The 25,263-nt window shown below is 66.4% G+C and carries 24 protein-coding genes; 14 read left to right on the top strand and 10 right to left on the bottom strand.

The window, feature by feature from the left end; translation table 11 throughout:
- Positions 1–34: 34 nt before the first annotated feature.
- The 4 genes from ACIGJC_RS18105 to ACIGJC_RS18090 all read left to right on the top strand — a co-directional run bounded on the left by ACIGJC_RS18105 (position 35) and on the right by ACIGJC_RS18090 (position 3,054).
- Positions 35–490 (top strand): universal stress protein, encoded by a 456-nt coding sequence (locus ACIGJC_RS18105; protein WP_483713452.1) that lies wholly within the window; start codon positions 35–37, stop codon positions 488–490.
- 102 nt (positions 491–592) lie between these two features.
- Positions 593–1,117: a hypothetical protein gene (locus tag ACIGJC_RS18100; protein WP_483713450.1), complete on the top strand. Its 525-nt coding sequence runs from the start codon at positions 593–595 to the stop codon at positions 1,115–1,117.
- A 137-nt stretch (positions 1,118–1,254) separates the two neighbouring features.
- Positions 1,255–2,457: a phosphoglycerate dehydrogenase gene (gene serA / locus ACIGJC_RS18095; RefSeq protein WP_483713448.1), complete on the top strand. Its 1,203-nt coding sequence runs from the start codon at positions 1,255–1,257 to the stop codon at positions 2,455–2,457.
- A gap of 264 nt (positions 2,458–2,721) precedes the next feature.
- Positions 2,722–3,054, top strand: coding sequence for a hypothetical protein (locus ACIGJC_RS18090; protein ID WP_483713446.1), 333 nt, complete (start codon positions 2,722–2,724; stop codon positions 3,052–3,054).
- A gap of 49 nt (positions 3,055–3,103) precedes the next feature.
- On the opposite strand, the gene ACIGJC_RS18085 is transcribed toward ACIGJC_RS18090, so the two are convergent.
- From ACIGJC_RS18085 to ACIGJC_RS18040, 10 genes are all read right to left on the bottom strand, one after another.
- Positions 3,104–4,744, bottom strand: a complete 1,641-nt coding sequence (locus ACIGJC_RS18085; RefSeq protein ID WP_483713444.1) for a GMC family oxidoreductase — start codon at positions 4,742–4,744, stop codon at positions 3,104–3,106.
- 16 nt (positions 4,745–4,760) lie between these two features.
- Positions 4,761–6,197, bottom strand: coding sequence for an aldehyde dehydrogenase family protein (locus ACIGJC_RS18080; RefSeq protein WP_483713442.1), 1,437 nt, complete (start codon positions 6,195–6,197; stop codon positions 4,761–4,763).
- 29 nt (positions 6,198–6,226) lie between these two features.
- On the bottom strand, positions 6,227–7,141 hold the full coding sequence (locus ACIGJC_RS18075) for a TauD/TfdA dioxygenase family protein (RefSeq protein ID WP_483713441.1): 915 nt from the start codon (positions 7,139–7,141) through the stop codon (positions 6,227–6,229).
- A gap of 80 nt (positions 7,142–7,221) precedes the next feature.
- The gene (locus tag ACIGJC_RS18070; protein ID WP_483713440.1) at positions 7,222–8,223 is read right to left on the bottom strand and encodes a Bug family tripartite tricarboxylate transporter substrate binding protein; all 1,002 of its coding nucleotides are present in this window, start codon (positions 8,221–8,223) and stop codon (positions 7,222–7,224) included.
- A 128-nt stretch (positions 8,224–8,351) separates the two neighbouring features.
- The gene (locus ACIGJC_RS18065) at positions 8,352–9,500 is read right to left on the bottom strand and encodes an acyl-CoA dehydrogenase family protein (protein ID WP_483713439.1); all 1,149 of its coding nucleotides are present in this window, start codon (positions 9,498–9,500) and stop codon (positions 8,352–8,354) included.
- A gap of 18 nt (positions 9,501–9,518) precedes the next feature.
- A complete protein-coding gene (locus ACIGJC_RS18060; RefSeq protein ID WP_483713438.1) occupies positions 9,519–10,349 on the bottom strand; it encodes an SDR family NAD(P)-dependent oxidoreductase in 831 nt (276 codons plus the stop codon).
- Between the two features lie 53 nt (positions 10,350–10,402).
- On the bottom strand, positions 10,403–10,819 hold the full coding sequence (locus ACIGJC_RS18055; RefSeq protein WP_483713436.1) for a MaoC family dehydratase: 417 nt from the start codon (positions 10,817–10,819) through the stop codon (positions 10,403–10,405).
- Between the two features lie 10 nt (positions 10,820–10,829).
- Positions 10,830–11,273 (bottom strand): MaoC family dehydratase N-terminal domain-containing protein, encoded by a 444-nt coding sequence (locus tag ACIGJC_RS18050; protein WP_483713435.1) that lies wholly within the window; start codon positions 11,271–11,273, stop codon positions 10,830–10,832.
- 18 nt (positions 11,274–11,291) lie between these two features.
- Positions 11,292–12,479: a lipid-transfer protein gene (locus ACIGJC_RS18045; RefSeq protein ID WP_483713434.1), complete on the bottom strand. Its 1,188-nt coding sequence runs from the start codon at positions 12,477–12,479 to the stop codon at positions 11,292–11,294.
- A gap of 35 nt (positions 12,480–12,514) precedes the next feature.
- Entirely contained in the window at positions 12,515–14,071 is a 1,557-nt protein-coding gene (locus ACIGJC_RS18040; RefSeq protein ID WP_483713433.1) for a long-chain-fatty-acid--CoA ligase, read from the bottom strand.
- A gap of 282 nt (positions 14,072–14,353) precedes the next feature.
- On the opposite strand from ACIGJC_RS18040, the gene ACIGJC_RS18035 reads away from it, so the two are divergent.
- The 10 genes from ACIGJC_RS18035 to ACIGJC_RS17990 all read left to right on the top strand — a co-directional run bounded on the left by ACIGJC_RS18035 (position 14,354) and on the right by ACIGJC_RS17990 (position 25,258).
- Positions 14,354–17,098: a winged helix-turn-helix domain-containing protein gene (locus ACIGJC_RS18035; protein WP_483713432.1), complete on the top strand. Its 2,745-nt coding sequence runs from the start codon at positions 14,354–14,356 to the stop codon at positions 17,096–17,098.
- A 90-nt stretch (positions 17,099–17,188) separates the two neighbouring features.
- Positions 17,189–17,611, top strand: a complete 423-nt coding sequence (locus ACIGJC_RS18030; RefSeq protein WP_483713431.1) for an HPr family phosphocarrier protein — start codon at positions 17,189–17,191, stop codon at positions 17,609–17,611.
- Positions 17,612–17,625: 14 nt separating this feature from the next.
- The gene (locus ACIGJC_RS18025) at positions 17,626–18,456 is read left to right on the top strand and encodes a fused MFS/spermidine synthase (RefSeq protein WP_483714462.1); all 831 of its coding nucleotides are present in this window, start codon (positions 17,626–17,628) and stop codon (positions 18,454–18,456) included.
- A 34-nt stretch (positions 18,457–18,490) separates the two neighbouring features.
- Positions 18,491–19,642 (top strand): DUF1275 domain-containing transporter, encoded by a 1,152-nt coding sequence (locus ACIGJC_RS18020; RefSeq protein WP_483713430.1) that lies wholly within the window; start codon positions 18,491–18,493, stop codon positions 19,640–19,642.
- Between the two features lie 71 nt (positions 19,643–19,713).
- Positions 19,714–20,034, top strand: coding sequence for a c-type cytochrome biogenesis protein CcmI/CycH (locus ACIGJC_RS18015; protein ID WP_483713429.1), 321 nt, complete (start codon positions 19,714–19,716; stop codon positions 20,032–20,034).
- 93 nt (positions 20,035–20,127) lie between these two features.
- The gene (locus ACIGJC_RS18010) at positions 20,128–21,018 is read left to right on the top strand and encodes a LysR substrate-binding domain-containing protein (protein ID WP_483713427.1); all 891 of its coding nucleotides are present in this window, start codon (positions 20,128–20,130) and stop codon (positions 21,016–21,018) included.
- Between the two features lie 177 nt (positions 21,019–21,195).
- Positions 21,196–21,945: an SDR family NAD(P)-dependent oxidoreductase gene (locus ACIGJC_RS18005; protein ID WP_483713426.1), complete on the top strand. Its 750-nt coding sequence runs from the start codon at positions 21,196–21,198 to the stop codon at positions 21,943–21,945.
- A gap of 86 nt (positions 21,946–22,031) precedes the next feature.
- Positions 22,032–23,360 (top strand): MFS transporter, encoded by a 1,329-nt coding sequence (locus ACIGJC_RS18000; protein WP_483713425.1) that lies wholly within the window; start codon positions 22,032–22,034, stop codon positions 23,358–23,360.
- 54 nt (positions 23,361–23,414) lie between these two features.
- The gene (locus ACIGJC_RS17995) at positions 23,415–24,260 is read left to right on the top strand and encodes a transketolase (protein WP_483713424.1); all 846 of its coding nucleotides are present in this window, start codon (positions 23,415–23,417) and stop codon (positions 24,258–24,260) included.
- Positions 24,257–25,258, top strand: coding sequence for a transketolase family protein (locus ACIGJC_RS17990; protein ID WP_483713422.1), 1,002 nt, complete (start codon positions 24,257–24,259; stop codon positions 25,256–25,258). The genes ACIGJC_RS17995 and ACIGJC_RS17990 overlap by 4 nt, the downstream gene beginning before the upstream one ends.
- Positions 25,259–25,263 lie beyond the last annotated feature (5 nt).

The following is a 25,263-nucleotide window of genomic DNA, read 5'->3' as shown; positions in this document are numbered from 1 at the left end:
CCCGATCACTCGCAACGACTCACCGGAGGTTTCCATGTATCAGCGCATCCTGCTAGCCGTAGACGGCAGCCAGTCTTCCGATCTCGCATTGAGCCAGGCCATCACCCTTGCCACGGCGACCGGTGCGGAGGTCAAGGCCCTGTTCGTGGCCGACGACAGCGACGCATTCTTCGATGTCGCCTACTTCGACGCCAGGGCCCTGATGGAAAGCATCCGTAGCTTTGGCCGCAAGGTCCTGACGGAGGCCGAGGACAAGCTGGAGGCGGCCGGCATCAGGCATACGACCCAGCTTGTCGACAAGCCGGTGGCGCCCGGCCAGATTTCCGCGACCATCGTCGCCCAGGCCGATGCCTGGAGCGCCGACCTGATCGTGCTGGGCACGCATGGCCGGCGTGGCGTGCGGCGCCTGCTGATGGGCAGCGTCTCCGAAGGCGTGGTCAGCAAGTCCAGCCGGCCGGTGCTGCTGATCCGCAGCGAAGTCGAAGGCTAGCGCACCGGGTCCGCGCGGCCCTGGCGCCGCGGGCCTATTGCGCACTTTGCTCCACTGGTCGGACAATCCGGCCATGCGGGATCTCCCCGCCTGGAGCCTTTGATGAGAATCCGCCTTGCATACGTAGCCTCGCTGGCGTGCGTCGCAGCCCTGATCCTGGGCGGCTGCTCGGCGCTGCACCCGGAACAGACCGGCCAGCGGCTGGTCGGCAGCGACCAGAGCGCCGTGCGCAGTACATTCGGCGAACCCACCGATTCCTTCCGTTTTCCGAATGGCACGTCGCGCTGGCTCTACTCCCAGCAGCCTCTCGGTCATGCGGTCTACGCGGCGGACTTTGACGCCACCGGCAAACTCGTGAGCTATCGGCAGATGTTGACGGAAGCCGAAATCTATCAGGCCAAGGTCGGTGCCTGGACCAAGCAGGATGTGCTCGAGCGCTTCGGCAAGCCGCGCGAGCCCATCCAGTATTACCCGCTGATGAAGCGCGAGGCCTGGAGCTACCGGATGTTCCAGGATGGCTACCAGACCGCGCACTTCAGTTGCTACTTCGACGACAACGGTGTGCTGCAGCAGACCATGATCATTGTCGACCCGCTCGGCGGCGACCGCCGCGGGCGCTCGCGCTAGCCGTCGCGCCAGGGGAGCCAATGCTGGCGAAAGGGGCTCCCGGACTGCGGCGGCGTTTTCGCGCAGAATAGACCTTGCCGCGACGCAGCAAAGACTGCGCGCGCCTTCCCTGATCTCTTCTTGCGCGGAACCTGAACGTGACTACTGCGATCCTGCTTGAAAACATCCACCCAAGCGCCACGGCGCGCCTGGGCGAAGCCGGCCTGACGGTCGAACGCCGCAGCGGCGCGCTGGCCGGCGACGAGCTGCGCCAGGTGCTGTCCAGCCATGACCTGGTGGGCATCCGCTCCGCCACGCACCTGCGCGCGGACGACATCCGCAGCGCACCGGCGCTGCTCAGCATCGGCTGCTTCTGCATCGGCACCTCGCAGGTCGACCTGGACGCCGCGACGGCGGCGGGGATTCCGGTCTTCAACGCGCCGTTCTCCAACACGCGTTCGGTGGCCGAGCTGGTCGTGTCCGAAGCCGTGATGCTGCTGCGCAAGATACCCGAGAAAAATACGCTCGCGCATGGCGGCAAGTGGGCCAAGGGCGCCAGCGGCGCGTTCGAGGCGCGCGGCAAGACCATCGCCATCGTCGGCTACGGCAATATCGGCTCGCAGGTCGGCGTACTGGCCGAGTCGATGGGCATGCGAGTGGTGTACTACGACGTGCTGGCCAGGCTGTCGCTCGGCTCGGCGCGCGCGGCCGGCACACTGGAAGAGGCTGTGTCGCAGGCGGACGTAGTCACGCTGCACGTTCCCGCCACGGCACGCACGCGCAACCTGATCGACGCTGACGTGCTCGCGCGCTTCAAGCCTGGCGCGATCCTGATCAATGCCTCGCGCGGGACTGTGGTCGACATCGATGCCCTGGCGGCAGCGCTGCGCGCCAGGCACCTCGGCGGTGCCGCGATCGACGTCTTCCCCGAAGAGCCGAAGACCAACAACGATCCGTTCACCAGCCCGCTGCAGCAACTGCCCAACGTCCTGCTGACGCCGCATATCGGCGGCAGCACCGAGGAAGCGCAGGAGAACATCGGCACCGAGGTAGCCGCCAAGCTGCTGCACTACCTGACCACCGGCGGCACCATCGGCGCGGTGAATTTCCCGGAGGTGGATCCCGGTCCGCTGCACGCGCCGGCACGGCTGCTCAATATCCACAGCAACGCACCCGGTGCGCTGGCCGCCCTCAACACGCTGCTGGCACAGGACGGCGTCAACATCAACGGCCAGCACCTGCAGACGCGCGGCCATACCGGCTACGTCGTCACGGACCTCGACCGGGTGCCCTCCGACGCGCTGATGGGGGCCTTGCGCACCCACGCCGGCTTCGTGCGTTCGCGCCTGCTGGTCCGGTAAGTCCCGCCGCCTCACCCGAGCGTCCACATCCCACCTCATCCGCTATCCGGCCTCAGGCAACGCCTGAGCCTCGATAGCGGATAGCGACTTGGTCCACGCATGCCCGCCTCGCACCATTCGAAGTGACAAATTTGTAATATTTTTGAGGGAATTGCTCAAGCCACGCCCTATCAAACCGCTATCCGGGACAGGAGCGACTGAGACGCAGTTGCGCTTCGTGCCACACGGCAGTGGCCGGGTGGCATCCACATGAGGGAGTTCGATATGGACGGAAGAGAAAGGCACGTGCCGGCATGGGCACGCCGGCTCGGACTATCGTTGTGGCTCGCCGCCGGCATCGCCGGCACCGCGGCCGCGCAATCCGGCACCATCACTTTCCGGGGAGCCATTACGGAACCCTCTTGCGGATTCGAGACCGGGGCTCAGGTGGTGCACGCCACCTGCATGTCCCCCGGTAGCCGGCCTGTCAGCACGGATCTCAACGCGGCGACTGCCGGCAAGCAGGCCAGCACCCGGGTCGGCGCCGCCCGTCTGAAACTTGAGCGGCTTGCCGGCAGCCGGGGCAACGCCTACATCGTCGTGGCCACCTACCTGTAAAGCCGCCGTCGGGGTCGCGCATGGCGCTCCCCGACTTGGCCGAACCACGTTAGCGGCCCGCCCGGATCAGCTCGGCCGCCTTCTCGGCGATCATGATCGCCGGTGCGTTGGTGTTGCCCGCGACCAGCGTGGGCATGATGGAAGCGTCGACCACGCGAAGGCCCTGCACGCCGCGCACGCGCAACGCCGGATCGACCACGGCCATCTCGTCCACACCCATCTTGCAGGTGCCGACCGGATGGTAGACGCTGTCGGCACGTTCGCGCACAAAGGCCTCGATCGCCTGCTGGCTGCCCTCGCCCGGACCGAAGTCGTCGGTAAACAACTCGCGGCCGCCGGCACTGGCCAGCGCCTGCTGGGCAAAGATCCGGCGGATGGCGCGCACGCCCGCCACCATGCCGGCCATGTCCTCTTCATCGCTCAGGAAGCGCGGATCGATCATTGGCGCCTCGCGCATGTCGCGCGAGCGCAGGCGCACCTCCCCGCGGCTCTTCGGCCGCAGCACGCAGGCGTGGCAGGAATAGCCGTGCCCCAGCTTCTTCCTGTCGCCGCCATGGTTGAGCAGCGCCGGAACGAAATGCAACTGGATATCCGGTACGGCCAGGCCCTGCCGGCTCCGGATAAATGCACCCGCTTCCGCGAAGTTGCTGCTCGGCATGCCGGTACGCTTGCGCCGATAGCGCAGCAGTTCCAGGGACAGCCTGGCAAAGCCGGGCAGCGAATGTCCGAACAGGTCCAGCGAGCGCACCTGCTTGTTGAGGATGACGTCGGGATGGTCCTGCAGGTTCTTGCCAACGCCCGGCAGGTCGGCCACGACACCGATACCCAGCTCGCGCAGTTCCTGCGCCGGCCCCACGCCCGAAGCCAGCAGCAGCTGCGGCGAATTGAAGGCGCCGGCACTGACGACGACCTCCTGCCGCGCCACCAGCTGCTGCTCGACGCCGCCCCGCACCACGGTAAGGCCCGTGGCACGCGTGCCATCGAAGTCGATGCGCAGCACCTGTGTATCCACCAGCACCGTCAGGTTGCGCCGGCCACCGCTCAGGGTTGTGTCGGCGGCGTTGCCCTGGTGCAGGTAGGCACGCGCCGTGTTCCAGCGCTCGCCACGGCGTTGCGTGACGTGGTACAGGCCCGCGCCCTCCTGCTCCGCGCCATTGAAGTCGCCGTTCGCCGGATAGCCTGCCTGGATCGCCGCCTGGACAAAGCGGTTCGAGAACGGATTGGGCGAGCGCAGGTTGCTGACCCAAAGCGGACCCGAGCCTCCGTGCCAGCGGTTGTCGTCACGGCCCTGGTAGTCCTCATGGCTTTCGCTGCGCCGGAAGTAAGGCAACACGTCTTCATAGCCCCAGCCGGTGCAGCCCAGGCTGGCCCAGTCGTCATAATCGTTGCGGTGGCCCCGGATATAGACCATGCCGTTGATCGACGAGCTGCCGCCCAGCCCCTTGCCGCGCGGCTGGTAGCCCTGCCGGCCATTGAGGCCGGCCTGCGGCGCGGTGTGGTAGCCGTAGTTGCGCACGCCGGCCTTGGGCACCGTCGACGCCATGCCGATCGGCATCCACACGCTGACGTGGTGATCGCTCGGCCCCGCCTCGACCAGCGCTACCGTTACCGCGGGATCTTCTGCCAGCCGTGCCGCAATGGCGCAGCCCGCCGAGCCCGCGCCCACCACCAGATAGTCAAACGTTTCCATGTAAGCAGTCACTCCCCTATGCGTCCGCGGCACAGCCGGCGACCGACTTGTACTCCAGGAACTCCGCCAGGCCATAGGCGCCGAACTCGCGGCCGTTGCCCGATGCCTTGTAGCCGCCGAACGGCGCACTGAAGTCCATCCGGGCGCCGTTGATCTGCACGGAGCCGGCACGCAGTTCGCCCGCTACACGACGCGCGCGCGCCGGGTCACCGGACCAGACGTAGGCGGCCAGTCCGTACGGCGTGTCGTTGGCGATGCGGATCGCCTCGGCCTCGTCGTCGTAGGGAATCATCACCAGCACCGGCCCGAAGATCTCTTCGCGGGCGATGGTCATGTCGTTGTTGACATCGGCGAAGACGGTCGGGCGGCTGTAGAAGCCCAGCGCAAGCCCGTCAGGCCGGCCGGGACCACCCGCGATAACGCGCGCGCCCTCGCCTATGCCCGCCTCGATCATGCGCTGCACGCGCTCGTACTGGGCCCGGTTGGAACTGGGGCCCAGCTTGCTGTCCGGCGCGGCGGGGTCGCCCACCGTCAACGCCTGCGCGGTCGCCTGCGCAATGGCGATGGCGGTCTGGTACTGCGCGCGCGGCACCAGCATGCGCGTGGGCGCCGTGCAGGTCTGGCCCGAATTCAGCATGCAACTGACCACGCCGCCCGAGACCGCGGCCTTGAGGTCGGCGTCGTCCAGGATCAGGTTGGGCGACTTGCCGCCCAACTCCTGCGCCACGCGCTTGACCGTCGGCGCGGCCTGCACGGCCACGTCGACGCCGGCACGCGTCGACCCCGTGATCGAGACCATCTCCACGCCGGGATGGCGCGACAGCGCCGCGCCCACCGTCGGGCCCGTGCCGAACAGCATGTTGAACACGCCCGCCGGCGCGCCGGCTTCATGCACGATCTCGGCAAAGATGCGCGCATCGAGCGGTGCGATCTCCGACGGCTTGAGCACCACCGTGCAGCCCGCCGCCAGCGCCGGGGCGACCTTGGCGGCGATCTGGTTGACCGGCCAGTTCCACGGTGTGATCAGCGCCGTCACCCCGACCGGCTCGCGCACTACCTGCGTGGTGCCGCTGACGGTGACGAAATCAAAAGCTTCCAGCGCGGCAATGGCCGACTGGATCTGTACCAGCCCCATCGGCGCCTGGTACTCGCGGCACAGCCACAGGGGCGCGCCGATCTCCGTGCTGATGGCCTCGGCGATCTCGCCGAGGCGCGCCTTGTAGCCATCGGCAATGCGGCGCAGCAGCGCCAGCCGTTCCTCGCGGCTGGACCTGGACCACGACACGAACGCGTCGCTTGCCGCGGCCACGGCCCGATCGACATCGGCCACGCCGCCCATGGCAACCGTGCCGATCACCGCTTCCGTCGCCGGGTTGACGATATCCGCCAGCGAGAAGCCGTCAGCGGGTGTCACCCACTTGCCCCCGATATAGAACGTATTGAGATTGTGCATCGATCGTAGCTCCTGAAAGTGGGGGCGCTTCAGAAAGGTTTGTCGCCGATGATGGTGGCGCGCATCATGCGGCGCACCGCCGGGAAATAGTCCTGCACGGCGTAATGCTGCGTCGAGCGGTTGTCCCAGAACGCGATGGTGTTGGGCTGCCACTTCAGGCGCACCTGGTACTCGGGGACCGCGGCCTGGCGGAACAGGTATTGCAGCAGGTCCAGCTCGCCATAGCGGAAATCGAAGCCCACGCGGAACTGGGCCTTCTCGCCGAAGTTGGCGAGGTGCGTGACGAAGCCTTCATTGACATAGAGGATCTTTTCACCGCTCTCCGGGTGCGTGCGCACGACCGGGTGGGTGACGGCCGGGAATTTCTTGCGGTTGATCTCGCGCTCCTCGGGCGTCATGCGCGCGCCGAAGCCGGGCATGATGTCGTGCACAGCGTAGAGACCTTCGATCCGTTCCTTGACCGCGTCGGGCAGCGCCGCATAGGCGCGTGCCATGTCGACCCAGATGGTGTCGCCACCGGACTCCGGGCATTCCACGCATCGCAGCATCGATGCCATCGACGGCACCTCGCGCCACGATACGTCGGAGTGGTAGATGTTCTCGCGCCCGCGCATGTCCTTGGTGCCGCCCAGCAGCACCAGTTCCGGATGGTCCGCGTGATGCGGGAACACGGGATGCACCTCGAGTTCGCCAAAGCGGCGCGCAAGCGCCACGTGCTGTGCCGGCGTGATGTCCTGGTCGCGGAAAAACAGCACCTTGTGGCGCACCAGCGCCTGGCGCAGCGACGTCAGGGTTGCGTCGTCCAGCCGCTCGCGCAGGTCGATGTCGCCAACCTCGACGCCGATCGTGGGCGTCATCCGGGTCACGGTGAAGCCGTGGTAGCCCACGGACGTGGCCTCTGCCGATACGTCCTTCAATTGGACCGCTGCGTTGCTGTTGCTCATGTTGTCTCCTCGATAAGATAGCGAGGGCCACGGTGCGAGCGCGCCGCGCCGTGGCCGGTTCTGTGGCATGCCGGCGCGTATCAGTCCAGGCGGATGTCCGAAGCGCGGATGGCTTCCGCCCAGTAGATCTGCTCGGCCTTGACGACGTCGGCAAAGGCTGCGGGCGTGCTGCCCTTGAGTACGATGCCCAGATCCACCATGCGCGCCCGGAAATCCGGGTTGGCCAGCGTTCGGTTGACGTCCGCGGAGACCTTCTCCACGATAGCGCGCGGCGTCGCCGCAGGGGCGAACATGCCGACCCATCCCTGACGCTCAAGGCCGCGCACGCCGGCTTCGGCGAACGTCGGCGCATCGGGCAGCAGCGGCGAGCGCGCCGCGCCGGCCACGGCCAGTACGCGCAGCTTGCCGGCGGCGGCATGCTGGCGCGCGCTCACCGCCGCGATCATGCCGGCGGGAAGCTGTCCGCCGAGCAGGTCGTTGATCAATGGCGCCTCGCCCTTGTAGGGCACGTGCGTGAGCTCGACCTTGGTGTTGCGCGCGAAGATCTCCATGTACAGATGGCCGCTTGAACCCAGTCCATACGAACCATACGCAAGCGGCTTGCCCTGCTTGCCTATGTAGTCGATGAGCTGCTTGACGCTGCTCACGCCCAGCGACGGCTGCACCACCAGCGCGAGGTTCGACGTGCCCAGTTCCGAAATGGGCGCGAAATCACGCACCGGGTTGTACGTTGCCTTGCTGTACAGGCTGGGCGCCTGCACCATGCCGGTCAGCGTCAGCAGCTGCGTGTGGCCATCGGGCTCGGCCTTGGCCACCATGTCCGCGCCGATCATGCCGCCGGCGCCGGGCCGGTTATCGACGATGACCGGCTTGCCCCAGGCCTTGGCGAGGCCTTCGGCAATCTGCCGCGCGACCACGTCGCCGGTGCCGCCGGCCTGGTAGGGATACACCACGCGCACCGCGCGCGACGGATAGGCCGCCCCATTCGCCTGTGCGCGCGCACTCAGGCCGAATCCTCCGAGCGTTGCGCCCGCCAGCCCGAGTCCCAACTGCTGCAAAACCTTGCGCCTTTGCTGCTGCATCTTGCTGTCTCCACATTGTCTTTGTGCTTTCGCGTGCCGGACGGCACGGGTTCGACTGACTGCGCTGCGGCGGCAGCCGGCCTCTGTCGGACCTGGTCATGCAGCCGCGGTCCTGCATACCGCTGGCCTCAGAGCGTGCGCGCGATGATCTCTTTCATGATCTCGTTTGAACCGCCGAAGATCTTGCTCACGCGGGCATTCACGTACATGCGGGCAATCGGGTACTCCATCATGTAACCGTAGCCGCCATGCAGCTGCAGGCATTCGTCGATGATCTCGCAGCTGGTCTGCGTACCCCACCACTTGGCCATGGCCGCGGTCTCCGCATCGAGTTCTTCGCGCAGGACCTTGGCCATGCAGTCGTCGACAAAAGCACCGGCGATCACGGCCTTGGTCTTGCACTCGGCCAGCTTGAAGCGCGTGTTCTGCATATCGAGCAGCGTGGCGCCGAAGACCTTGCGTTCGCGCACGTACTCGGTCGTCAGCTCCACCGCGCGCTCCATGGCCGACAGCGCCCCCAGCGCGATGATCATGCGTTCCTGCGGCAGTTGCTGCATGAGCTGGTAGAAGCCCTTGCCTTCTTCCGTGCCCAGCAGGTTCGCGCACGGCACGCGGACGTCGTCGAAGAACAGCTCGGCGGTGTCCTGCCCCTTCTGACCGATTTTTTCGAGGATGCGTCCGCGGCGGAAACCGGGCAGGTTCTCGGTCTCCACCACCACGATCGACACACCCTTGGCGCCCTTGTCCGGATCGGTCTTGCAGACCACCAGGATCAGGTCGGCCAGGAAGCCGTTGGTGATGAAGGTCTTCGATCCATTCAGGACGTAGTGGTCGCCGTCGCGCTGCGCGCGGGCCTTGATGCTCTTGAGGTCCGAGCCCGCGCCGGGCTCCGACATGGCAATGGCCGCGACCATCTCGCCGCTGGCCATCTTCGGCAGCCAGTGGCGTTTCTGCGCTTCGGTGCCGTAGCGCAGGATGTAGTGCGCAACGATGCCACTGTGGACGTTGGTGCCCAGGCTGCTCACGCCGGCGCGCGACTGCTCCAGCGTGATGATGGCCTCATGCGCGAAGTTGCCGCCGCCACCGCCGTATTCCTCGGGAATGCTCGCGCACAGCATGCCCATCTCGCCGGCCTTGCGCCAGATCTCGCGGTCCACGTGTTGCTGCTTCCACCAGCGGTCTTCGTGCGGGACCAGCTCGCGCTCGATGAACTTGCGGATGCCATCCTGGAACATGGCCAGGTCATCGGTGATCCAGGGTCTTTGGTTGAATGCCATGATGTCGCTCCTCCCCGGTCAGGGACGGCCGCCGCCGCAGATCAGGACCTGGCCGGTGATGTAGTTGGATTCCGGAATGCAGAGCAGGTACACCGAACCGGCCGCCTCGACCGGGGTGCCGCCACGGCCGAGCGGAATCATCGCTTCGATGTTCTTCATCAGTTGCGGGTTCACGCCGACCTTGATCTCGTTGCCGCCGATATTCAGCGTCGAAGTATTGTCCGAGCCGGCGGTGGCTTCGGTCAGGCGGGTCTTGATCAGGCCGAAGGCCACGCTGTTGACGTTGACCTTGCAGCGGCCCCACTCCTTGGCAAGCGCCTTGGTCAGGCCGTTGATGGCGGCCTTGCCAGCCGAGTAGTTGGCCTGGCCGGCGTTGCCCATCACGCCCGAGACCGACGAGATGTTGACCACCTTGCGGAACACTTCCTGGCCGGCCTCGGCTTCCTTCTTCGCGGCTTCGCGGAAGTAGTCGGCGGCGGCGCGCAGGATGCGGAACGGCGCGGTCACGTGCACGTCCATGATGGCCGACCACTGCTCGTCGGTCATCTTCTGGATCACGTTGTCCCACGTATAGCCGGCGTTGTTGACGATGATGTCCAGCCGCCCGAAGGTCTGCAGCGCGGTACCGACGAAGCGGGTGCCGAAGTCGGCTTCGGTGACGCTGCCCACGCACGCCACGGCCTTGCCGCCGGCGGCGACGATTTCCTGCACCACGGCCTGCGCCGGTTCGGCGTCGAGGTCGTTGATGACCACGGCCGCGCCTTCGCTGGCGAGTTTCAGCGCGATCTCGCGGCCGATACCGCGGCCTGAACCCGAAACAATGGCGACCTTGTCGACAAGCTTGCTCATTTCCCTATGCTCCTTTGCTGATCTGTTGAATGTCCCGGCAATGCGGTGCCGCGTCAGGCGGCGCGGGCGATCAGTGCATCGCCCGACAGCTTCGTTTCGCCCGCCTGGTTGCGGGTCTGCAGTGCCACGCGCACCGTGCGCGTGGCCTCATCCTTCTCGACGACCGTGCCCGTGCAGGCGATCTCGTCGCCCACGTGCGTGATGGCCGCAAAGCGCACCGAGAAGCTGCGGATGGCCTGCTGCGGCACCCAGCTGGTAAGCAGGCGCCCGAGGTAGGCCATCGAGAGCATGCCGTGTGCAAAGACGTCTGGCATGCCGGCCTGGCGCGCGAAGTCGATATCGACGTGGATGGCGTTGTGGTCGCCCGAAGCGCCCGCATACAGCGCCAGCGTGAGCCGGGTCAGCGGCGGCGCGGTGAAGGACGGCAGTTCCGAGCCGACCGCGATCTCATCAAACCGGAGGGTCTGCATGACTGTCTCCTTAGCTGTTGCGCACGACGATGGTGCTGCGCAGGTCGGCGACCGGGTCGCCCTTGGCATCGGTCACGCGGGTTTCACGCACCACGAACTCCAGCGCGCCGCCCTTCTTGGCGTAGATATCGGCGACGCGGGTCTCGAAGGTCAGGCGCTCCCCCGCATAGGCCATGCGGTGATACTCGAAGTGCTGCTGGCCGTGCAGGACCTTGCCGATGTCGATGTTCAGGCGCTCGATCATCGCGCGCGGATTGGGCGACTCCATTTCCAGGCAGAACAGGAACGTCGGCGGCACCGGCAAGCCCGGATAGCCCGCGGCCTCGGCCGCGGCCAGGTCGGTGTAGCGCGCGTCGGCCTGGCCCGTCGCCTTGGCGAAGAAGCGCAGGCGACCGGCCTCCACGTCGACGGCGTGGCGCGAGATCAGTGCGCCGATATGCATCTTGTCGATCATTGCTCGCTCCCCTGCCGCTTACTGCTGGCGTTCGTACAGCGTCACCACGCAGGCGCCGCCGAGGCCGAGGTTGTGCTGCAGCGCCAGTCGCGCGCCGTCGACCTGGCGTTCGCCAGCCTTGCCGCGCAATTGCCAGACCAGCTCGGCACACTGCGCAAGACCGGTGGCGCCGAGCGGGTGGCCCTTGGACAGCAGGCCGCCGGACGGATTGGTCACCACGCGGCCGCCGTAGGTGTTGTCGCCGTCGACGATGAACTTCTCGGCCGTGCCCACCGGCGTCAGGCCAAGGCCTTCATACGTGATCAGCTCGTTGGCCGTGAAGCAGTCATGCAGTTCGACCACGTCGATGTCCGCGGGCGACACGCCGGCCTTCTCATAGACGGCGTTCGCCGCGGCTGCGGTCATGTCGTAGCCCACCACCTTGCGCATGTCGCCTTCGTCGAAGGTGCTGTTGCGGTCCGTCGTCATGGCCTGCGCGGCGATCTTTACGCGGGTGTCCAGGCCATGCTTGCGCGCGAACGACTCCGAGCACAGGATGGCGGCGGCCGCGCCACAGGTCGGCGGGCAGCACTGCAGGCGCGTGAGCGGATCGAACACGGTCGGCGCTGCCATCACCTCATCGAGCGTCACCGTGTTGCGGAACACCGCGAACGGGTTGCGCGCGGCGTGCTGGCGTGCCTTGACCGAGATGCGCGCGAAGGTGTCGGGGCGGATGCCGTATTCCTTCATGTACGCGCGCCCGGCGCCGCCGAAGAACTGGGCCGCGCGCGGCGCCTGCTCGTCGAAGCCCTGGACCTGCGCCATGGTCTTGGCGAAGCGCGCCATCGGGCCCGGGCGGTCGGTATAGGCACCCTTGAGCGCGCCCGGCACCATCTGCTCGAAGCCGACCGCGATCGCGCATTCGACCGCGCCGCTTTCCACCGCCTGGCGCGCCAGGAACAGCGCGGTCGAGCCGGTGGCGCAGTTGTTGTTGACGTTGATGACCGGGATACCCGTCAGGCCGACGCCATAGATCGCGGCCTGGCCGGACGTGGAATCGCCGAACACATAGCCTGCGTAAGCCTGCTCGACCAGCGCGTAGTCGATACCCGCGTCGGCCAGCGCTGCCTTGGCGGCGTTGGCGCCCATCACGCCATAGTCATCGCTGGCGCCCGGCTTGGTGAAGGGAATCATGCCGACGCCGGCCACTACCACGTTGTTGCTCATATCGATTTCCTGCTGAGATAAAGGAGGCAGCCGCTTCAGTTGACTTGCCGGGTGTTGTCTTGCCAGTACGGCGAGCGCAGGTCGCGCTTGAGGATCTTGCCGGCTGCGGACAGCGGCATCTCGCCGCGGAACTCGATGCTCTTCGGGCACTTGTAGCCGGCAATGAACTGGCGGCAATGCTCGCGCAGGCCGGCTTCATCCACCTGGGTGCCGGGCTTGAGCACGACCACGGCGTGCACGGCCTCGCCCCAACGCGTATCGGGCACGCCGATCACGGCACACGACGCCACCGCCGGATGGCGCGAGAGCACGTTCTCGACTTCCGCGGAATAGATGTTCTCGCCGCCGCTGACGATCATGTCCTTGAGGCGGTCGACGATGAACAGGTAGCCGTTTTCATCCATGTAGGCGCCGTCGCCGGTGTGCAGCCAGCCGCCACGCAGCGTGTCGGCGGTCTCGCCTGGCTTGTTCCAGTAGCCCTGCATGACGTTGGGGCCGCGCACCACGATTTCGCCCACGGCGTTGCGCGGGACTTCAACGCCCTGCTCGTCGACGATCTTCACGGTGACGCCGTAGCCGGGACGGCCGGCCGAGCGGTACAGGCCGCTGGCGCGGCCTTCCGGGCCATGGTTGGCGGGCGGATTCACGGAGACCACCGGGGCAGCTTCGGTCAGGCCGTAGGCGTGATAGAACTGCACCTGCGGCAGCGCGGCCAGCGCCGCGTCCAGCAGGCCGGCGCTGATCGGCGAGGCGCCGTAGTTGATGCGCTGCAGGCCGCTCAGGTCATGGCTCGCGAAGTCCGGATGGGACAACACCGCCTGCAGCATGGTCGGCACCAGCAGGATCTCGTTGACCTTCTCGCTCACCATGGTTTCCAGCACTTCCCTGGCATCGAAGGCCGGGATCAGCGCGTGCGTGGCGCCTGCGATGAACAGCGTCACAGCCTTGGCCATGGCCGCCGTATGGAACAGCGGGCAGGCGTGCAGCGTGATGGTGTCTTCGGGGCACGGATACTGCGCCATGCGAGAAATCGCCGACGCCCACAGGTTCATGTGCGACTGCATCACGCCCTTGGGCTTGCCCGTGGTACCGCCGGTGTACATGATGGCGGCGAGGTCTTCCCCGCCGCGCAGCGCGTCGTCGACCGGCGTGGCGCTGGCCACCAGTTGCTCGTACGACAGCATGCCGTCGGGCGCCGGGCCGTCGCCGGCGTGGATCAGCAGCGGCTTGCGGCGTGCGCCGGCCACAATGCCCGCCACCATCGGCAGGAAATGGTCGTCGACGATCAGGATGCCGGTGTCGCAGTCGTCCAGCGAATAGACGATCTCGGGCACACTCCAGCGGGTATTGACGGGATTGAGGACGCCGCCGCCCCACCATACGGACAGCATGTATTCGATGTAGCGGTCGGAATTCAGCGCCAGCATGCTGACGCGGTCCCCGGGCGCCATGCCGAGCTGGCGCAGCGCGCCGGCCAGGCGCGCGACGCGGCCGCCAAGCTGGCGAAAGGTCTGGCGGCGGTTGCGGAAAACGGTGGCGGTGCGTTCGGGCGTTTGCTGCAGGCAGCGGTGCAGGCCCTGGGTCAGGTACATACTACGAAGTCTCCGGTGATACGGTGGCGCGCGGCGCGCGGGCGGACGTAGCGCCCCGCTGTAGTGGGCCACTTTAGGAGCCGCCTGGCCGGCTGTCGTCCGCCGAAGGGAGGAAAATCCCGCCGGCCGCCAAATCGTCCAAAGGAACTACGACAGGCGTACGCCACCGTGGAACAATCGCGCTTTTCCTGAGCCCGGCGCATCAAAATGCGTATGATTGAGCACAAATGTGCGAGATCACGGCGTCGATCAGCCATGCCCACAGGAGTAGAGGAGATTCCCTTGCCCGCCCACCCCGCCTCGACCGGCACCCTCAGTGAATCCGGCCTGCCGGGACTCGTGGCCTCCAAGCTGGTGCCGCCGGCCAGTGGGCCGACGACGCTCGCGCGGCCGCAGCTGGTGCAGGGGATGCTCGACGCCAGCGCCGCGCGCCTGATCCTGATCCGCGCGGCCGCCGGCTTCGGCAAGACCACGCTGATGCAGCAGTACGCGGCCCAATGCGCGGCACGCCAGCGCGGCACGGCGTGGCTGCGCGTGGATAGCGGCGACAATGACCTGCAGCGTTTCCTGGTCCACCTGGACGCCGGCCTGCAGGCCCTGCATGGACGGCGCAAGGCCGCGCGCCCCGCCGCGCCCGCAAGCGAGCCCGCCGGCCCGTGGCTGGCGCACCGCATCATCGAACAGGTGGCGGGCGCCGTGCTGCCCTTCAGCATCCTGCTCGACGACTTCGAGGCCGTGCAAAGCGCCTCGGTCCTCAATTTCATCCAGCAACTCGTCGAGGCCATGCCGCCGTGCGGGACGCTGGTGATCGCGTCGCGCGTGACCCCCGAGATCGGCCTGGGGCGCATCCGCGCGCGCGGGCACCTGCTCGAGATCCACCCGGCGCAACTGCGCTTCACGCTGGAAGAAGCCACCGCCCTGATCCGCGAGCGCTGCCGCCTGCCGTTGCGCGACAACGAGATCGCCACGCTGCATCGCTGCACAGAAGGCTGGGCCACCGCGATCTACCTGGCCACGCTGTCGCTGCAGACCCGCACGGACCACGGCGCTTTCGTGGCCTCGTTCTCGGGCACCAACCTTGAACTGGCCGAGTACCTGGCCGAGGACATCCTGGCGCAGCAGGGCGAGGCTTGCCGGACCTTCCTGCTGGAAACCAGCGTGCTGGGCCAGCTCAGCGCGCCGCTCTGCGACGTGGTGACGGGCCGGCAGGACAGCCGCGCGATGATCGACTATCTCGAGCGCGCCAACCTTCTGCTGTTCCCGCTCGATGGCGACCGGACCTGGTATCGCTATCACCCGCTCTTCGCCAGCTTCCTGCAGCACCGGCTGGAACTGCAGCAGCCGGGCCGCGCCACCGCACTGCACCGCGCGGCGGCACGCTGGTACCTGGAACAGAACCGCCCCGTGCCGGCAGTGGACCATCTGCTCCAGGCCGGCCTGCACGACGAGGCGTTGCCCGAGATCGCGCGCCAGGCCGATACGCTGCTGGCCGGGGGCCGCGTGCGGCTGCTGGTGCGATGGCTGGACCAGATCCACCCCGAGGCGCTGGCCCCCTATCCGCGCGTGCGGCTCGCGCGTGCATGGGCGCTGCTGCTCAACCGGCGCTATCCCGAAGCCCTGCAGGCCGTCGAATCGATCCAGGCCGAGCTCGACGCCAGCCCCTGCAGCCAGCGGCTCGCCGTGGAGGCCGAAACCATCCGCTGCGTACTGCTGGTGATGACCGACCAGGTGGAAGCCTGCCGCCAGGCCAGCATGGTCCAGATTAACCGGCTCGGACCCGATGACCTGTTCCAGTACTGCATCCTGGCCAATTCGCTCGCATACAGCCAGATCTGCACGCACCGCTACGACGATGCGCGCAGCGTGCTGTCGCGCGCGATCCAGCGGGGCGCCAATGAGCGCTCGGTATTCATGCGCAGCATCGCCGATTGCCTCGAGGGCATCATCGACCTGGTACAGGGCCGCCTGGGCAATGCACTGGCGCGCTTCCACACCGCATCCACGCGCACGTGGGATGACGCGCGCGGCGATATCACCGGTGACAAGCCCGCCATCGACACCTCATGGGCGCTGGCCCTGTACGAAAACGACGCGCTCGACGAGATGGCCCGGCTGCTGGCCGACGCACTCCCTTACACCAAGGCCAACGGGCCGCCCGACTCGGTCATCGGCTGCCACGTGCTCAGCGCGCGGCTGGCGCTGCTGCGTGGCGACAAGGAGCAGTGGCTGCGCGTGCTGGCCGAGCTGGAGCAACTGGGCCAGCAGGTCAACGCCGAGCGTTCGGTGTGCTCCGCCTGGCTGGAGCGGGCCCGCGTGGCCACGCTGGAGGGCCGGCTCGAGGCCGCCGAGCAGGCGCTGCGCGCCGTCGATCTCTATGGCGGCTGGGAAGCGCTTGATACCGCCGGCCACGCCAGCGACATCGATCGTCCGTCGATCGCGCGGCGCCGGCTGGAGATTGCGCAGGGACAGCATGCCCGGGCACTCGCCGCGCTGGACCCTGCCATTGCTTGCGCGACCGCGCACCAGCGTTACTGGCGCCTGATCAAGCTGCGCATCCTGCGCGCCGCGGCGCTGGACGGCCTGGCGCGGCGAGAGGAGGCGCTGCAGGAAATCACCGAAGCGCTGCGCCTGGCGAGCCATGAAGGCTTCCTGCGCACGTTCCTCGATGAAGGCGACGGCGTCGCTGCGCTCGTGCGCACGTGGGCTTCGGCACACCAGGCGCAAGCGGCGGCCCTAGGCATCGCGCCTTCGTTCGTCGCGCGATTGCTCGGCAAGCTGGCAGGCGCTTGCGCCAATCACGACACCGAACCCGCGCTGGTGGCCGGCCTGTCGGACAGCCTCACGGCGCGCGAACTGGAAGTCCTTCAAATGTTGTCGGCGGGGCTGCGCAACCGCGCCATCGCCGAGCGGCTGTTCCTGTCCGAACTGACGGTCAAGTCCCACCTGCGCAAGATCAACACCAAGCTTGGGGCGCAGAACCGCACCGAGGCGGTTGCGATCGGGCGCGCCCGCGGGCTGATTCCGTAAGACTCAAGGGGAAAGACACGGCACATTGTGCCGGTCCCCTGGCCGGCCTTCTTCCCCACCAGGTCTATCAGTATGGTCGGGCGTGCCGCCTTGGATTCCACGCTTTTTGGAGTATCATACGATGATAATCTTATTATCATCGTATGCAACTACGAAGCACCTGTGCATCCCCCTGCTGCGGCCACGCGCACGCCGGTTCAGATGAGGACTCGAGGTGCACTATTTCTTGATGAGGGGTCAGTGGTAGAAGTGACGATCGAACCCCCTGCGAGGGACGCATTTCAGGGAAGGAATTCCGCGCGGTTGGCTTTCGTGGCCAGTCAATTCGAGTGTGACATCCTGCTCACGAGCGGCGCCTGGGTCGCAAATGCCAAGGACGTCATGGAGGTCATGCGGCTGTCGGCCCGCGCCGGCTCGCACATACTCATCCAGGCGACCGGACCGGACGAGGCGGCTGCCCTCGTTACCATCGCCGCATTGTTGAGGGGGAAGATGCTTCCCAAGTCTCTCTGATGGGCACCGACAAGATGCACGCGGACCGCTCCTCATTCGAGGCCTACCTGAAATTCCTGTCCGAGTCGACCAACGACGGTACGCCCCAGGTGTTGGAAACCCGGCACGCGCTGTCGCTGCATTTCGACGCACTGGCCACCCAAAGCTTCATGTCGCGCAAGGATCCCGACAAGCTGGTGCTGGGTTACACCCGGACGATGATGGCATTTCTGTTATTGCACCCGACTCCCGCGAGAATCTCGATGATCGGCTTGGGCGGCGGTTCACTTGCCAAATACTGCTACCGGCATCTCGCCAGCACCAAAGTGGTGGCGATTGAGATCAATCCGGCGGTGATCGCCTTGCGCGAGCAGTTCCAAATCCCGCCGGACGACGAACGGCTCGAGGTGGTTTGCGCGGATGGCGCCGAGTATGTAGCAAACCAGAATGCACGTCCGGACGTCATCCTGGTGGACGGATTCCTGGCCGACGGCATGCCGGAACAGCTTGGCACCGCGGACTTCTATGCCGCCTGCCACGCACGCCTCGCCGATAACGGTGTGCTGGTCGCGAATTTTCTCGAGACCGATCCCGACATACCGCTTTATCTGGAGGAGGTCGGTACCGCATTCGGCAAGTCCATGTCGCTTTCCCTTGCTGAAGACAGTGCCAACTACACGTTGTTCGCCTGGAAAGGACAAAACAAGCTGCCCTCGCTGGATGCACTGCTGGCACGTGCGCGCGTCCTGCAAACCGCGCATCCGCTGAACCTGACCGCGGCCGCCCGCCGGCTCAAACGCGGCGAGCGCGTTGCGTCGGATCGCGCCTCCTGGCCCAAGCCGCCGAGGCACCCGATTCAGTATTGACGAGACCCCACGCAAGCTTCTGATCAGCCCAGCCATGCCCATCCCGCACCTGCGTAAGCTAACCGGAAAGGAGCGCAGCCCCGGAAGCAATCGGCAACTGGCTTGTTACCTCACCTTTGTTGCCGGAGCGACCAATGCCGGGGGCTTTCTGGCCGTGCATCAATACACCTCGCACATGTCCGGCATCGTCTCCGCCATGGCCGACAACCTGGCACTGGGCAGCTTTTGGCTGATGCTGGATGGCCTGGGGGCCATCCTGTCATTCCTGGCGGGCGCCGCTTGCTCGGCAGTTCTGGTCAACTGGGGCCGCCGCGAAAACCTGCACAGCGAATATGCGTTGCCACTCATGCTGGAAGCCGCGCTGCTGGTGTGTTTCGGCCTGCTTGGAAGCAATCTCGAGCGCCACGAATGGCTATTCGTGCCGGCAACGGCCATGGTGCTCTGCTTCATCATGGGCCTGCAAAATGCTCTGGTCACCAAGTTGTCGAATGCCGAGATCCGCACCACGCACGTGACCGGCATGGTCACGGACATCGGTATCGAACTGGGCAAGCTCTTTTATTGGAACCTGTCCAGGGACAACTCGAGCAAACCACCAGTGCTCGCCAATCGGCACAAACTACGAGTGCTTATCACGCTGGTCACCCTGTTCTTCGCTGGAGGCGTCATTGGCGCCATAGGATTCAAGCACATCGGGTTCAGCGCCACGCTTGCTTTGGCGATGCTGCTGCTCGCCCTCGCGGCAGTGCCAGTGCTGGACGATGTCCGTCTGCACTTATGGCGCGGCGACCTGCTGCCTCATTTGGCCGCACGGTCCCGGCGTTGGGCTCGCACAGTAAGAGATGAGGCGCATGCCGTATGGTTGGCCGCGCAAGATCCCCGCACGCCATGGTATGCGAAAGCGCTAGCCTCGCTGATCGCCGCCTATGCCTTGTCGCCCATTGACCTGATTCCCGATTTCGTTCCCGTGCTTGGCTATGTCGAGGACGTGGTGCTGGTGCCTCTCGCCTTGTCGCTGGCAATGCGGCTTATCCCGATTGAGGTGATGCGTCAGCATCGCGCCACGGCAGCAGCGACCAGCGAGCGCCCCGTCAGTCGCGTTGCAGCGCGGGTGATCGTGACGCTCTGGGCTATTGCCGCGGTATTGGGATCGGCCTGGCTGGCGCAACATCTCCCGTCGCGGTAAAGCGCTGTTTTGCAAGCTCATTGATGCGCAAGGTCAGCCGCCCTTTTTTATTCCGCATTGCACAATGCCTGATGACGACCTCTTCCGCTTCGGCTTGCGCGCCGGACAGCCGTCTCTACGCTCGCGCGGTGGAAGGTCTGCGCATGCCGCTCGCCGTGCTGCGCCGGACCGTGCGCGACCTGCCCCTGCAATTCACGCTCGACGATTCGCAGGCGCTAACGCCGGAACGCAAGCTGTCGGGACAGCAGCAGGTCATGGTGGAGGCGCGCATCTCGGCAAGCGGCAATGCGACGCCGCAGGCGGGTGACCTCGTCGGCCAGGCCGGACCGGTGCGGCCCGGTGCTGGCGATGTACGCGTCGTGATCGGCGGCACGCAGCCGGCCGAGCGCTGAGCGGGCGGTCGCCAGCACCGGGCCGAGACGCGGAAGTAGAATTCCCCCATCTTTTGCCACCCTGGCGCCCACAACGGGCTCTGTATTGCGCGTATGCGAATTCCACCGATGAAGGCGGTCATCGCCTTTGAGAGCGTTGCAAGAACCAAGAGCGTCAGCCGTGCCTCCGAGGAACTGGGATTGACGGCCTCGGCCGTGAGCCACCAGATCAGCAATCTCGAAGCGGTCATCGGCCGTCCGCTGTTCTTCCGGCAGGGACGGGGACTGGTGCTGACGCCGGTGGGCGAACAATACCTGCGCGAGGTCACGGGCGCGCTGGCTGACCTGAACCGCGCGACGGAACGGGCGTCGAGCCAGCCCGACGTAGAGATACTGCGGGTCCATTCGAGCCCCAGCTTCGGGCTGATGTGGCTGTTGCCGCGGCTGGCCTCGTTCCAGGGCGAGCATGGCGATATCCGCCTGAACCTCTCGTGCTCCTACGAAGACGTCTCGTTCACGAGCGGCTTCTACGATGTCGATATCCGCTACGGCTACGCCCACTGGCGCGACCTGCAGGTCAAGACGCTGCGCCCGGAGTCCATCATGCCGCTGGCCTCGCCAGCTTATCTCGGCCAGCACGAGATCCATAGCCCGGAAGACTTGCCCGGCCAGCGTCTGATCTGCTCTGAGACACCTCTGGTCCAATGGCAGCAATGGTTCGCCCGCGCCGGCATCAACCATGCGCGCAAGAACTTCGACTTCTCGTTCGACCGCAGTTACATGTCGCTCGAAACCGCCGCGCTGGGTCTCGGCATCGCCCTGGAAAGCACGCTGCTGGCCTCCGTCCTGATCCGCTCCGGCCGCCTGGTGCCCGTGCTGGGCGACTCCCATGCGGTGGAAGTCGGCGGCCATCACGTCGTTTACCCGGCACAAAACGCGGACCTGCCGCGCGTGGCCCGCTTCCTGTCCTGGATGGACCGGGAACTCGCCGCCAGCAGCGTGTGAGGGCGCGGCCACGCCAGTTGGCCGGCTACCCTCGTGCGCACCGCAGGCCACGCCGGCTGAGCGCAGGAACCTCCGACAACTGAAAATTTCTCAGCCATAGTTGAGGCAGACCGCGTTGATCCTCAACCGGGCGTCGCCCACACTCGATCCATCATTTCAAACGTCAGGAGACAGGAAATGCTGGTCGAAAACAAAGTCATCGTCGTCACCGGGGCCGCGTCCCCGCGTGGCATCGGCAAGGCCACCGCCCGCGCGCTAGCCGCCCAGGGCGCGAATGTGGTGATTCTGGACTTGCGCCCGGAAGACGCCCGGGCCGCCGCTGAGGAACTTGGCGCGCGCCATCTGGGGCTGGCCTGCGACGTGACCGACAAGGCCGCCTGCGAGCGGGCCGCACTGGCCGTGGTGGAGCGGTATGGCCGCATTGACGGCCTGGTGAACAACGCTGGCATCACCCAGCCGCTGCGCACGCTGGACATCGGGCCGGCCAACTTCGACGCCGTGGTGGATGTGAACCTGCGCGGCACGCTGTACATGTCGCAAGCCGTGCTGCCGCAGATGAAGGAGCAGCAAGGCGGCAGCATCGTCTGCATGTCGTCGGTGTCCGCGCAGCGCGGCGGCGGCATCTTTGGCGGCCCGCACTACAGCGCCGCCAAGGCCGGCGTGCTGGGCCTGGCACGCGCCATGGCACGCGAGTTCGGCGGCGACAGCATCCGTGTGAATTCCATCACCCCGGGCCTGATCCAGACCGACATCACCGGCGACAAACTGACCACCGAGATGCGCGCGGACATCATCAAGGGCATTCCGCTGGGCCGCCTTGGCGATGCCGGCGACGTGGCCAACGCCTGCCTGTTCCTGCTCAGCGACCTGTCGGCCTACCTTACCGGCATCACGCTGGACGTCAACGGCGGCATGCTGATCCACTAACGACCTATGGAGACCGCCCGCAGAGGCGGCTCCGTTCAGACGCCCGTGCTTCCGTAACCATCCGGAGCCCACGGCAGGAGACAACAATGAAGACCAAGTACGCAACGTCGCCGCTCGCAGGCGAGGCGACGCCGCACGCCGATGCGGCCACCTTCGAGTCGCGCACCTACGCCAGGGTGGTCCGCCGGCTGATTCCCTTCCTGATGCTGTGCTACCTCGGGGCCTACCTGGACCGGGTCAATGTCGGCTTCGCCAAGCTGCAGATGCTGAGCGACCTGCACTTCAGCGAAACCATCTACGGCCTCGGCGCCGGCATCTTCTTCCTTGGCTACTTCATCTTCGAAGTGCCCAGCAATGTCATCCTTCACAAGGTCGGCGCCAAGAAATGGCTGGCGCGCATCATGCTGACCTGGGCGGTCATCTCCGCGTGCTTCGCCTTCGTCAGCACACCAACGCAGTTCTATATCCTGCGCTTCCTGCTTGGCGTGGCCGAGGCCGGATTCGCCCCCGGCGTGATCCTGTACATGACCTACTGGTTCCCGTCCGAGCGGCGCGCCAAGGCCCTGTCGATGTTCTTCATGGCCATCCCGCTGGCCGGCATCGTGGGCGGCCCGCTTTCCGGCTACATCCTGCATGCATTCCACGGCGCCAGCGGCCTGGCCGGATGGAAATGGCTGTTCCTGATCGAAGCCGTACCGTCGCTGGTGCTGGGCGTCGCCATCCTGTTCTACCTGGACAACGGCATCCGCAGCGCCAAGTGGCTGACCGAGGCGGAGAAGGCACTGCTGGAGCGCAATATCGAAGGCGACAACGCCCACAAGCACGTTCATCTCTCGATCGGCGACTTCCTGGCCGACCGCCGGCTCTGGCTGATGGCGGCAATCTACTTCTGCGTGGTGCTCGGGCAGTACGGCCTGACCTTCTGGCTGCCGACGATCATCCGCAAATCAGGCGTGGCCGACCCCTTGTGGGTGGGCGTCTTCACCGCCCTGCCCTACCTGTGCGCCATCGTGGCCCTGCCGCTGATCGGCATGAGCGCGGACCGGCGCCGCGAACGTCGCCTGCACCTGGTTGTGCCCATGCTGGTGTCCGCCGCCGGCTTTGCCACCCTGCCGTTCCTGGGCGGTGTCGGGGCTTCGCTGCTGTGCCTGTGTGTCGCGGCGGCCGGCATCCTGGCCTCGTCCTCGCAGTTCTGGGCATTGCCGACCGCGCTGCTCGGCGGCATGTCGGCAGCGGCGGGCATCGCGGCGGTCAATTGCGTGGCCAACCTCGCCGGCTTCTTTTCGCCGGCGATCGTGGGGTGGCTGAATGACCTCACGGGGAAGTCCACGGCGGGCCTCGTGTTCATCTCGGCCACCGTCGTGGCCGGCGCCCTGCTTGTCTTCCTGGTCCCCGCCCGGGCGGTCAACCGCTGACCCGGCTTCGCGCACCGCATTCTTTCCCTGATCCCTGTATCCGAAGGAGACACCATGCATCACGCACTCAACGAGGTAGCCGTTCCCCTAAAGGAACGCGCCTACCGTATCCGGCGCAACGCCTTGCTGATGGGCGAAGTCCAGGGCCAGGGCTACATCGGCCAGGCCCTCGACATTGCCGACGTCCTCGCCGTCGCCTACTTCGGCGCCATGCGCTACCGCCCGGAAGACCCGGAATGGGAAGGCCGCGACCGCTTCCTGCTGTCGAATGGCCACTACGCCATCGCGCTGTACGCGGCACTGCTCGAAGCCGGCATCCTGCCGATCGAAGAACTGGAAACATATGGCAGCGACGACAGCCGCCTGCCGATGTCGGGCATGGCCAGCTACACGCCGGGCATGGAGATGTCGGGCGGTTCGCTGGGCCAGGGCCTGACCATCGCGGTCGGGCGCTGCCTGGGCCTCAAGCGCAAGGGCTCGCAGGCTTTCGTTTACACCCTGTTCTCCGATGGCGAACTCGATGAGGGCGCGATCTGGGAGGGCATCCAGTCGGCCAGCCACTGGAAGCTCGACAACCTGATCGGCATCGTCGACGTCAATAACCAGCAGGCGGATGGCCCGTCGAGCCAGGTCATGGCCTTCGAGCCCCTGGTCGAAAAGCTGCAGGCTTTCGGCTGGTTCACGCAGCGCGTCGACGGCAACGACATCGACGCCGTAGCAGCCGCCTTCGATGCCGCACGCAAGCATCCGGGTGCGCAGCCCCGCATGATCATCTGCGATACCCGCATGGGTTGCGGGGTACCGTTCCTCGAACAACGCGAGAAGAACCACTTCATCCGGGTCGATGCCCACGAATGGCAACTCGCCCTGCAGGCCCTGGAAGCCGGGAGACAAGCATGAGCAGCAATACCAACGGCAAGCCGAAGCTGAAGACCTCGGCAATGATTGCCTCGATCGCGGGCGAAGGACAGGCAACGCGTCCGGCACCGTTCGGCCATGCGCTGGTGGAACTGGCCAGGCAGAAGTCCAACGTGATCGGCATGACCGCCGATCTGGGCAAGTACACCGACCTGCATATCCTGGCGCAGTCCATGCCCGAGCGCTACTACCAGATGGGCATGGCCGAACAGCTGCTGATGGGCGCCGCGGCGGGCTTCGCCCATGAAGGCGCGCAGCCTTTCGTCACGACTTACGCGGTATTCGCCACGCGCCGGGCCTATGACTTCATGCACCAGACCATCGCCGAGGACAACCTCGACGTGAAGATCGTCTGCGCGCTGCCCGGCCTTACCACCGGCTACGGTCCCAGCCACCAGGCCGCGGAAGACCTGGCGCTGATGCGCGCGATGCCGAACATGACGGTGATCGACCCGTGCGACGCGCTCGACATCGAGCAGATGGTGCCGGCCATCGCCGCCCATCCGGGCCCGGCGTACGCGCGGCTGCTGCGTGGCAACGTGCCCGTGGTGCTGGACGAGTACGACTACAAGTTCGAACTTGGCAAGGCCAAGCTGCTGCGCGATGGCGCCGATGTGCTGGTGATCTCGTCGGGCATCATGACCATGCGCGCGCTGGAAGTTGCCAAGGCGCTGGAGGCCGATCGCGTGGGAGTGGCCGTGCTGCACGTGCCGACGATCAAGCCGCTGGATACCGAAACCATCGTGCGCGAGGCGCGGCGCTCCGGCAGGCTGGTCGTGGTGGCGGAGAACCATACTGTCATCGGCGGCCTGGGCGAGGCCGTCGCCACGGCACTGATGCAAGCCGGCGTGCATCCGCCGTTCCGCCAGGTGGCCCTGCCCGACCTGTTCCTCGATGCCGGCGCGTTGCCGACGCTGCATGACCGTTATGGCATCTCGTCGCAGGTCATGGCATCGTCGATCCGGGGATGGCTGGGGTAGATCGC

The organism is Cupriavidus sp. C3SS-1 (assembly GCF_057073755.1).
The sequence above is the reverse complement of the archived record's forward strand: the minus strand, read 5'-3'. Positions and strand labels throughout refer to the sequence as shown.

Bases quoted from the DNA above. Each gene is read 5' to 3' on its own strand.
- ACIGJC_RS18065 (WP_483713439.1), bottom strand. From the start codon at position 9,500: ATGGCATTCAACCAAAGACCCTGGATCACCGATGACCTGGCCATGTTC.
- ACIGJC_RS18050 (WP_483713435.1), bottom strand. From the start codon at position 11,273: ATGATCGACAAGATGCATATCGGCGCACTGATCTCGCGCCACGCCGTC.
- ACIGJC_RS18105 (WP_483713452.1), top strand. From the start codon at position 35: ATGTATCAGCGCATCCTGCTAGCCGTAGACGGCAGCCAGTCTTCCGAT.
- ACIGJC_RS17990 (WP_483713422.1), top strand. From the start codon at position 24,257: ATGAGCAGCAATACCAACGGCAAGCCGAAGCTGAAGACCTCGGCAATG.
- ACIGJC_RS18075 (WP_483713441.1), bottom strand. From the start codon at position 7,141: ATGAGCAACAGCAACGCAGCGGTCCAATTGAAGGACGTATCGGCAGAG.
- ACIGJC_RS18000 (WP_483713425.1), top strand. From the start codon at position 22,032: ATGAAGACCAAGTACGCAACGTCGCCGCTCGCAGGCGAGGCGACGCCG.
- ACIGJC_RS18060 (WP_483713438.1), bottom strand. From the start codon at position 10,349: ATGAGCAAGCTTGTCGACAAGGTCGCCATTGTTTCGGGTTCAGGCCGC.
- ACIGJC_RS18085 (WP_483713444.1), bottom strand. From the start codon at position 4,744: ATGGAAACGTTTGACTATCTGGTGGTGGGCGCGGGCTCGGCGGGCTGC.
- ACIGJC_RS17995 (WP_483713424.1), top strand. From the start codon at position 23,415: ATGCATCACGCACTCAACGAGGTAGCCGTTCCCCTAAAGGAACGCGCC.
- ACIGJC_RS18015 (WP_483713429.1), top strand. From the start codon at position 19,714: ATGACGACCTCTTCCGCTTCGGCTTGCGCGCCGGACAGCCGTCTCTAC.
- ACIGJC_RS18070 (WP_483713440.1), bottom strand. From the start codon at position 8,223: ATGCAGCAGCAAAGGCGCAAGGTTTTGCAGCAGTTGGGACTCGGGCTG.
- ACIGJC_RS18020 (WP_483713430.1), top strand. From the start codon at position 18,491: ATGCCCATCCCGCACCTGCGTAAGCTAACCGGAAAGGAGCGCAGCCCC.
- ACIGJC_RS18055 (WP_483713436.1), bottom strand. From the start codon at position 10,819: ATGCAGACCCTCCGGTTTGATGAGATCGCGGTCGGCTCGGAACTGCCG.
- ACIGJC_RS18025 (WP_483714462.1), top strand. From the start codon at position 17,626: ATGCACGCGGACCGCTCCTCATTCGAGGCCTACCTGAAATTCCTGTCC.
- ACIGJC_RS18040 (WP_483713433.1), bottom strand. From the start codon at position 14,071: ATGTACCTGACCCAGGGCCTGCACCGCTGCCTGCAGCAAACGCCCGAA.
- ACIGJC_RS18045 (WP_483713434.1), bottom strand. From the start codon at position 12,479: ATGAGCAACAACGTGGTAGTGGCCGGCGTCGGCATGATTCCCTTCACC.
- ACIGJC_RS18010 (WP_483713427.1), top strand. From the start codon at position 20,128: ATGCGAATTCCACCGATGAAGGCGGTCATCGCCTTTGAGAGCGTTGCA.
- ACIGJC_RS18090 (WP_483713446.1), top strand. From the start codon at position 2,722: ATGGACGGAAGAGAAAGGCACGTGCCGGCATGGGCACGCCGGCTCGGA.
- ACIGJC_RS18080 (WP_483713442.1), bottom strand. From the start codon at position 6,197: ATGCACAATCTCAATACGTTCTATATCGGGGGCAAGTGGGTGACACCC.
- ACIGJC_RS18005 (WP_483713426.1), top strand. From the start codon at position 21,196: ATGCTGGTCGAAAACAAAGTCATCGTCGTCACCGGGGCCGCGTCCCCG.
- ACIGJC_RS18100 (WP_483713450.1), top strand. From the start codon at position 593: ATGAGAATCCGCCTTGCATACGTAGCCTCGCTGGCGTGCGTCGCAGCC.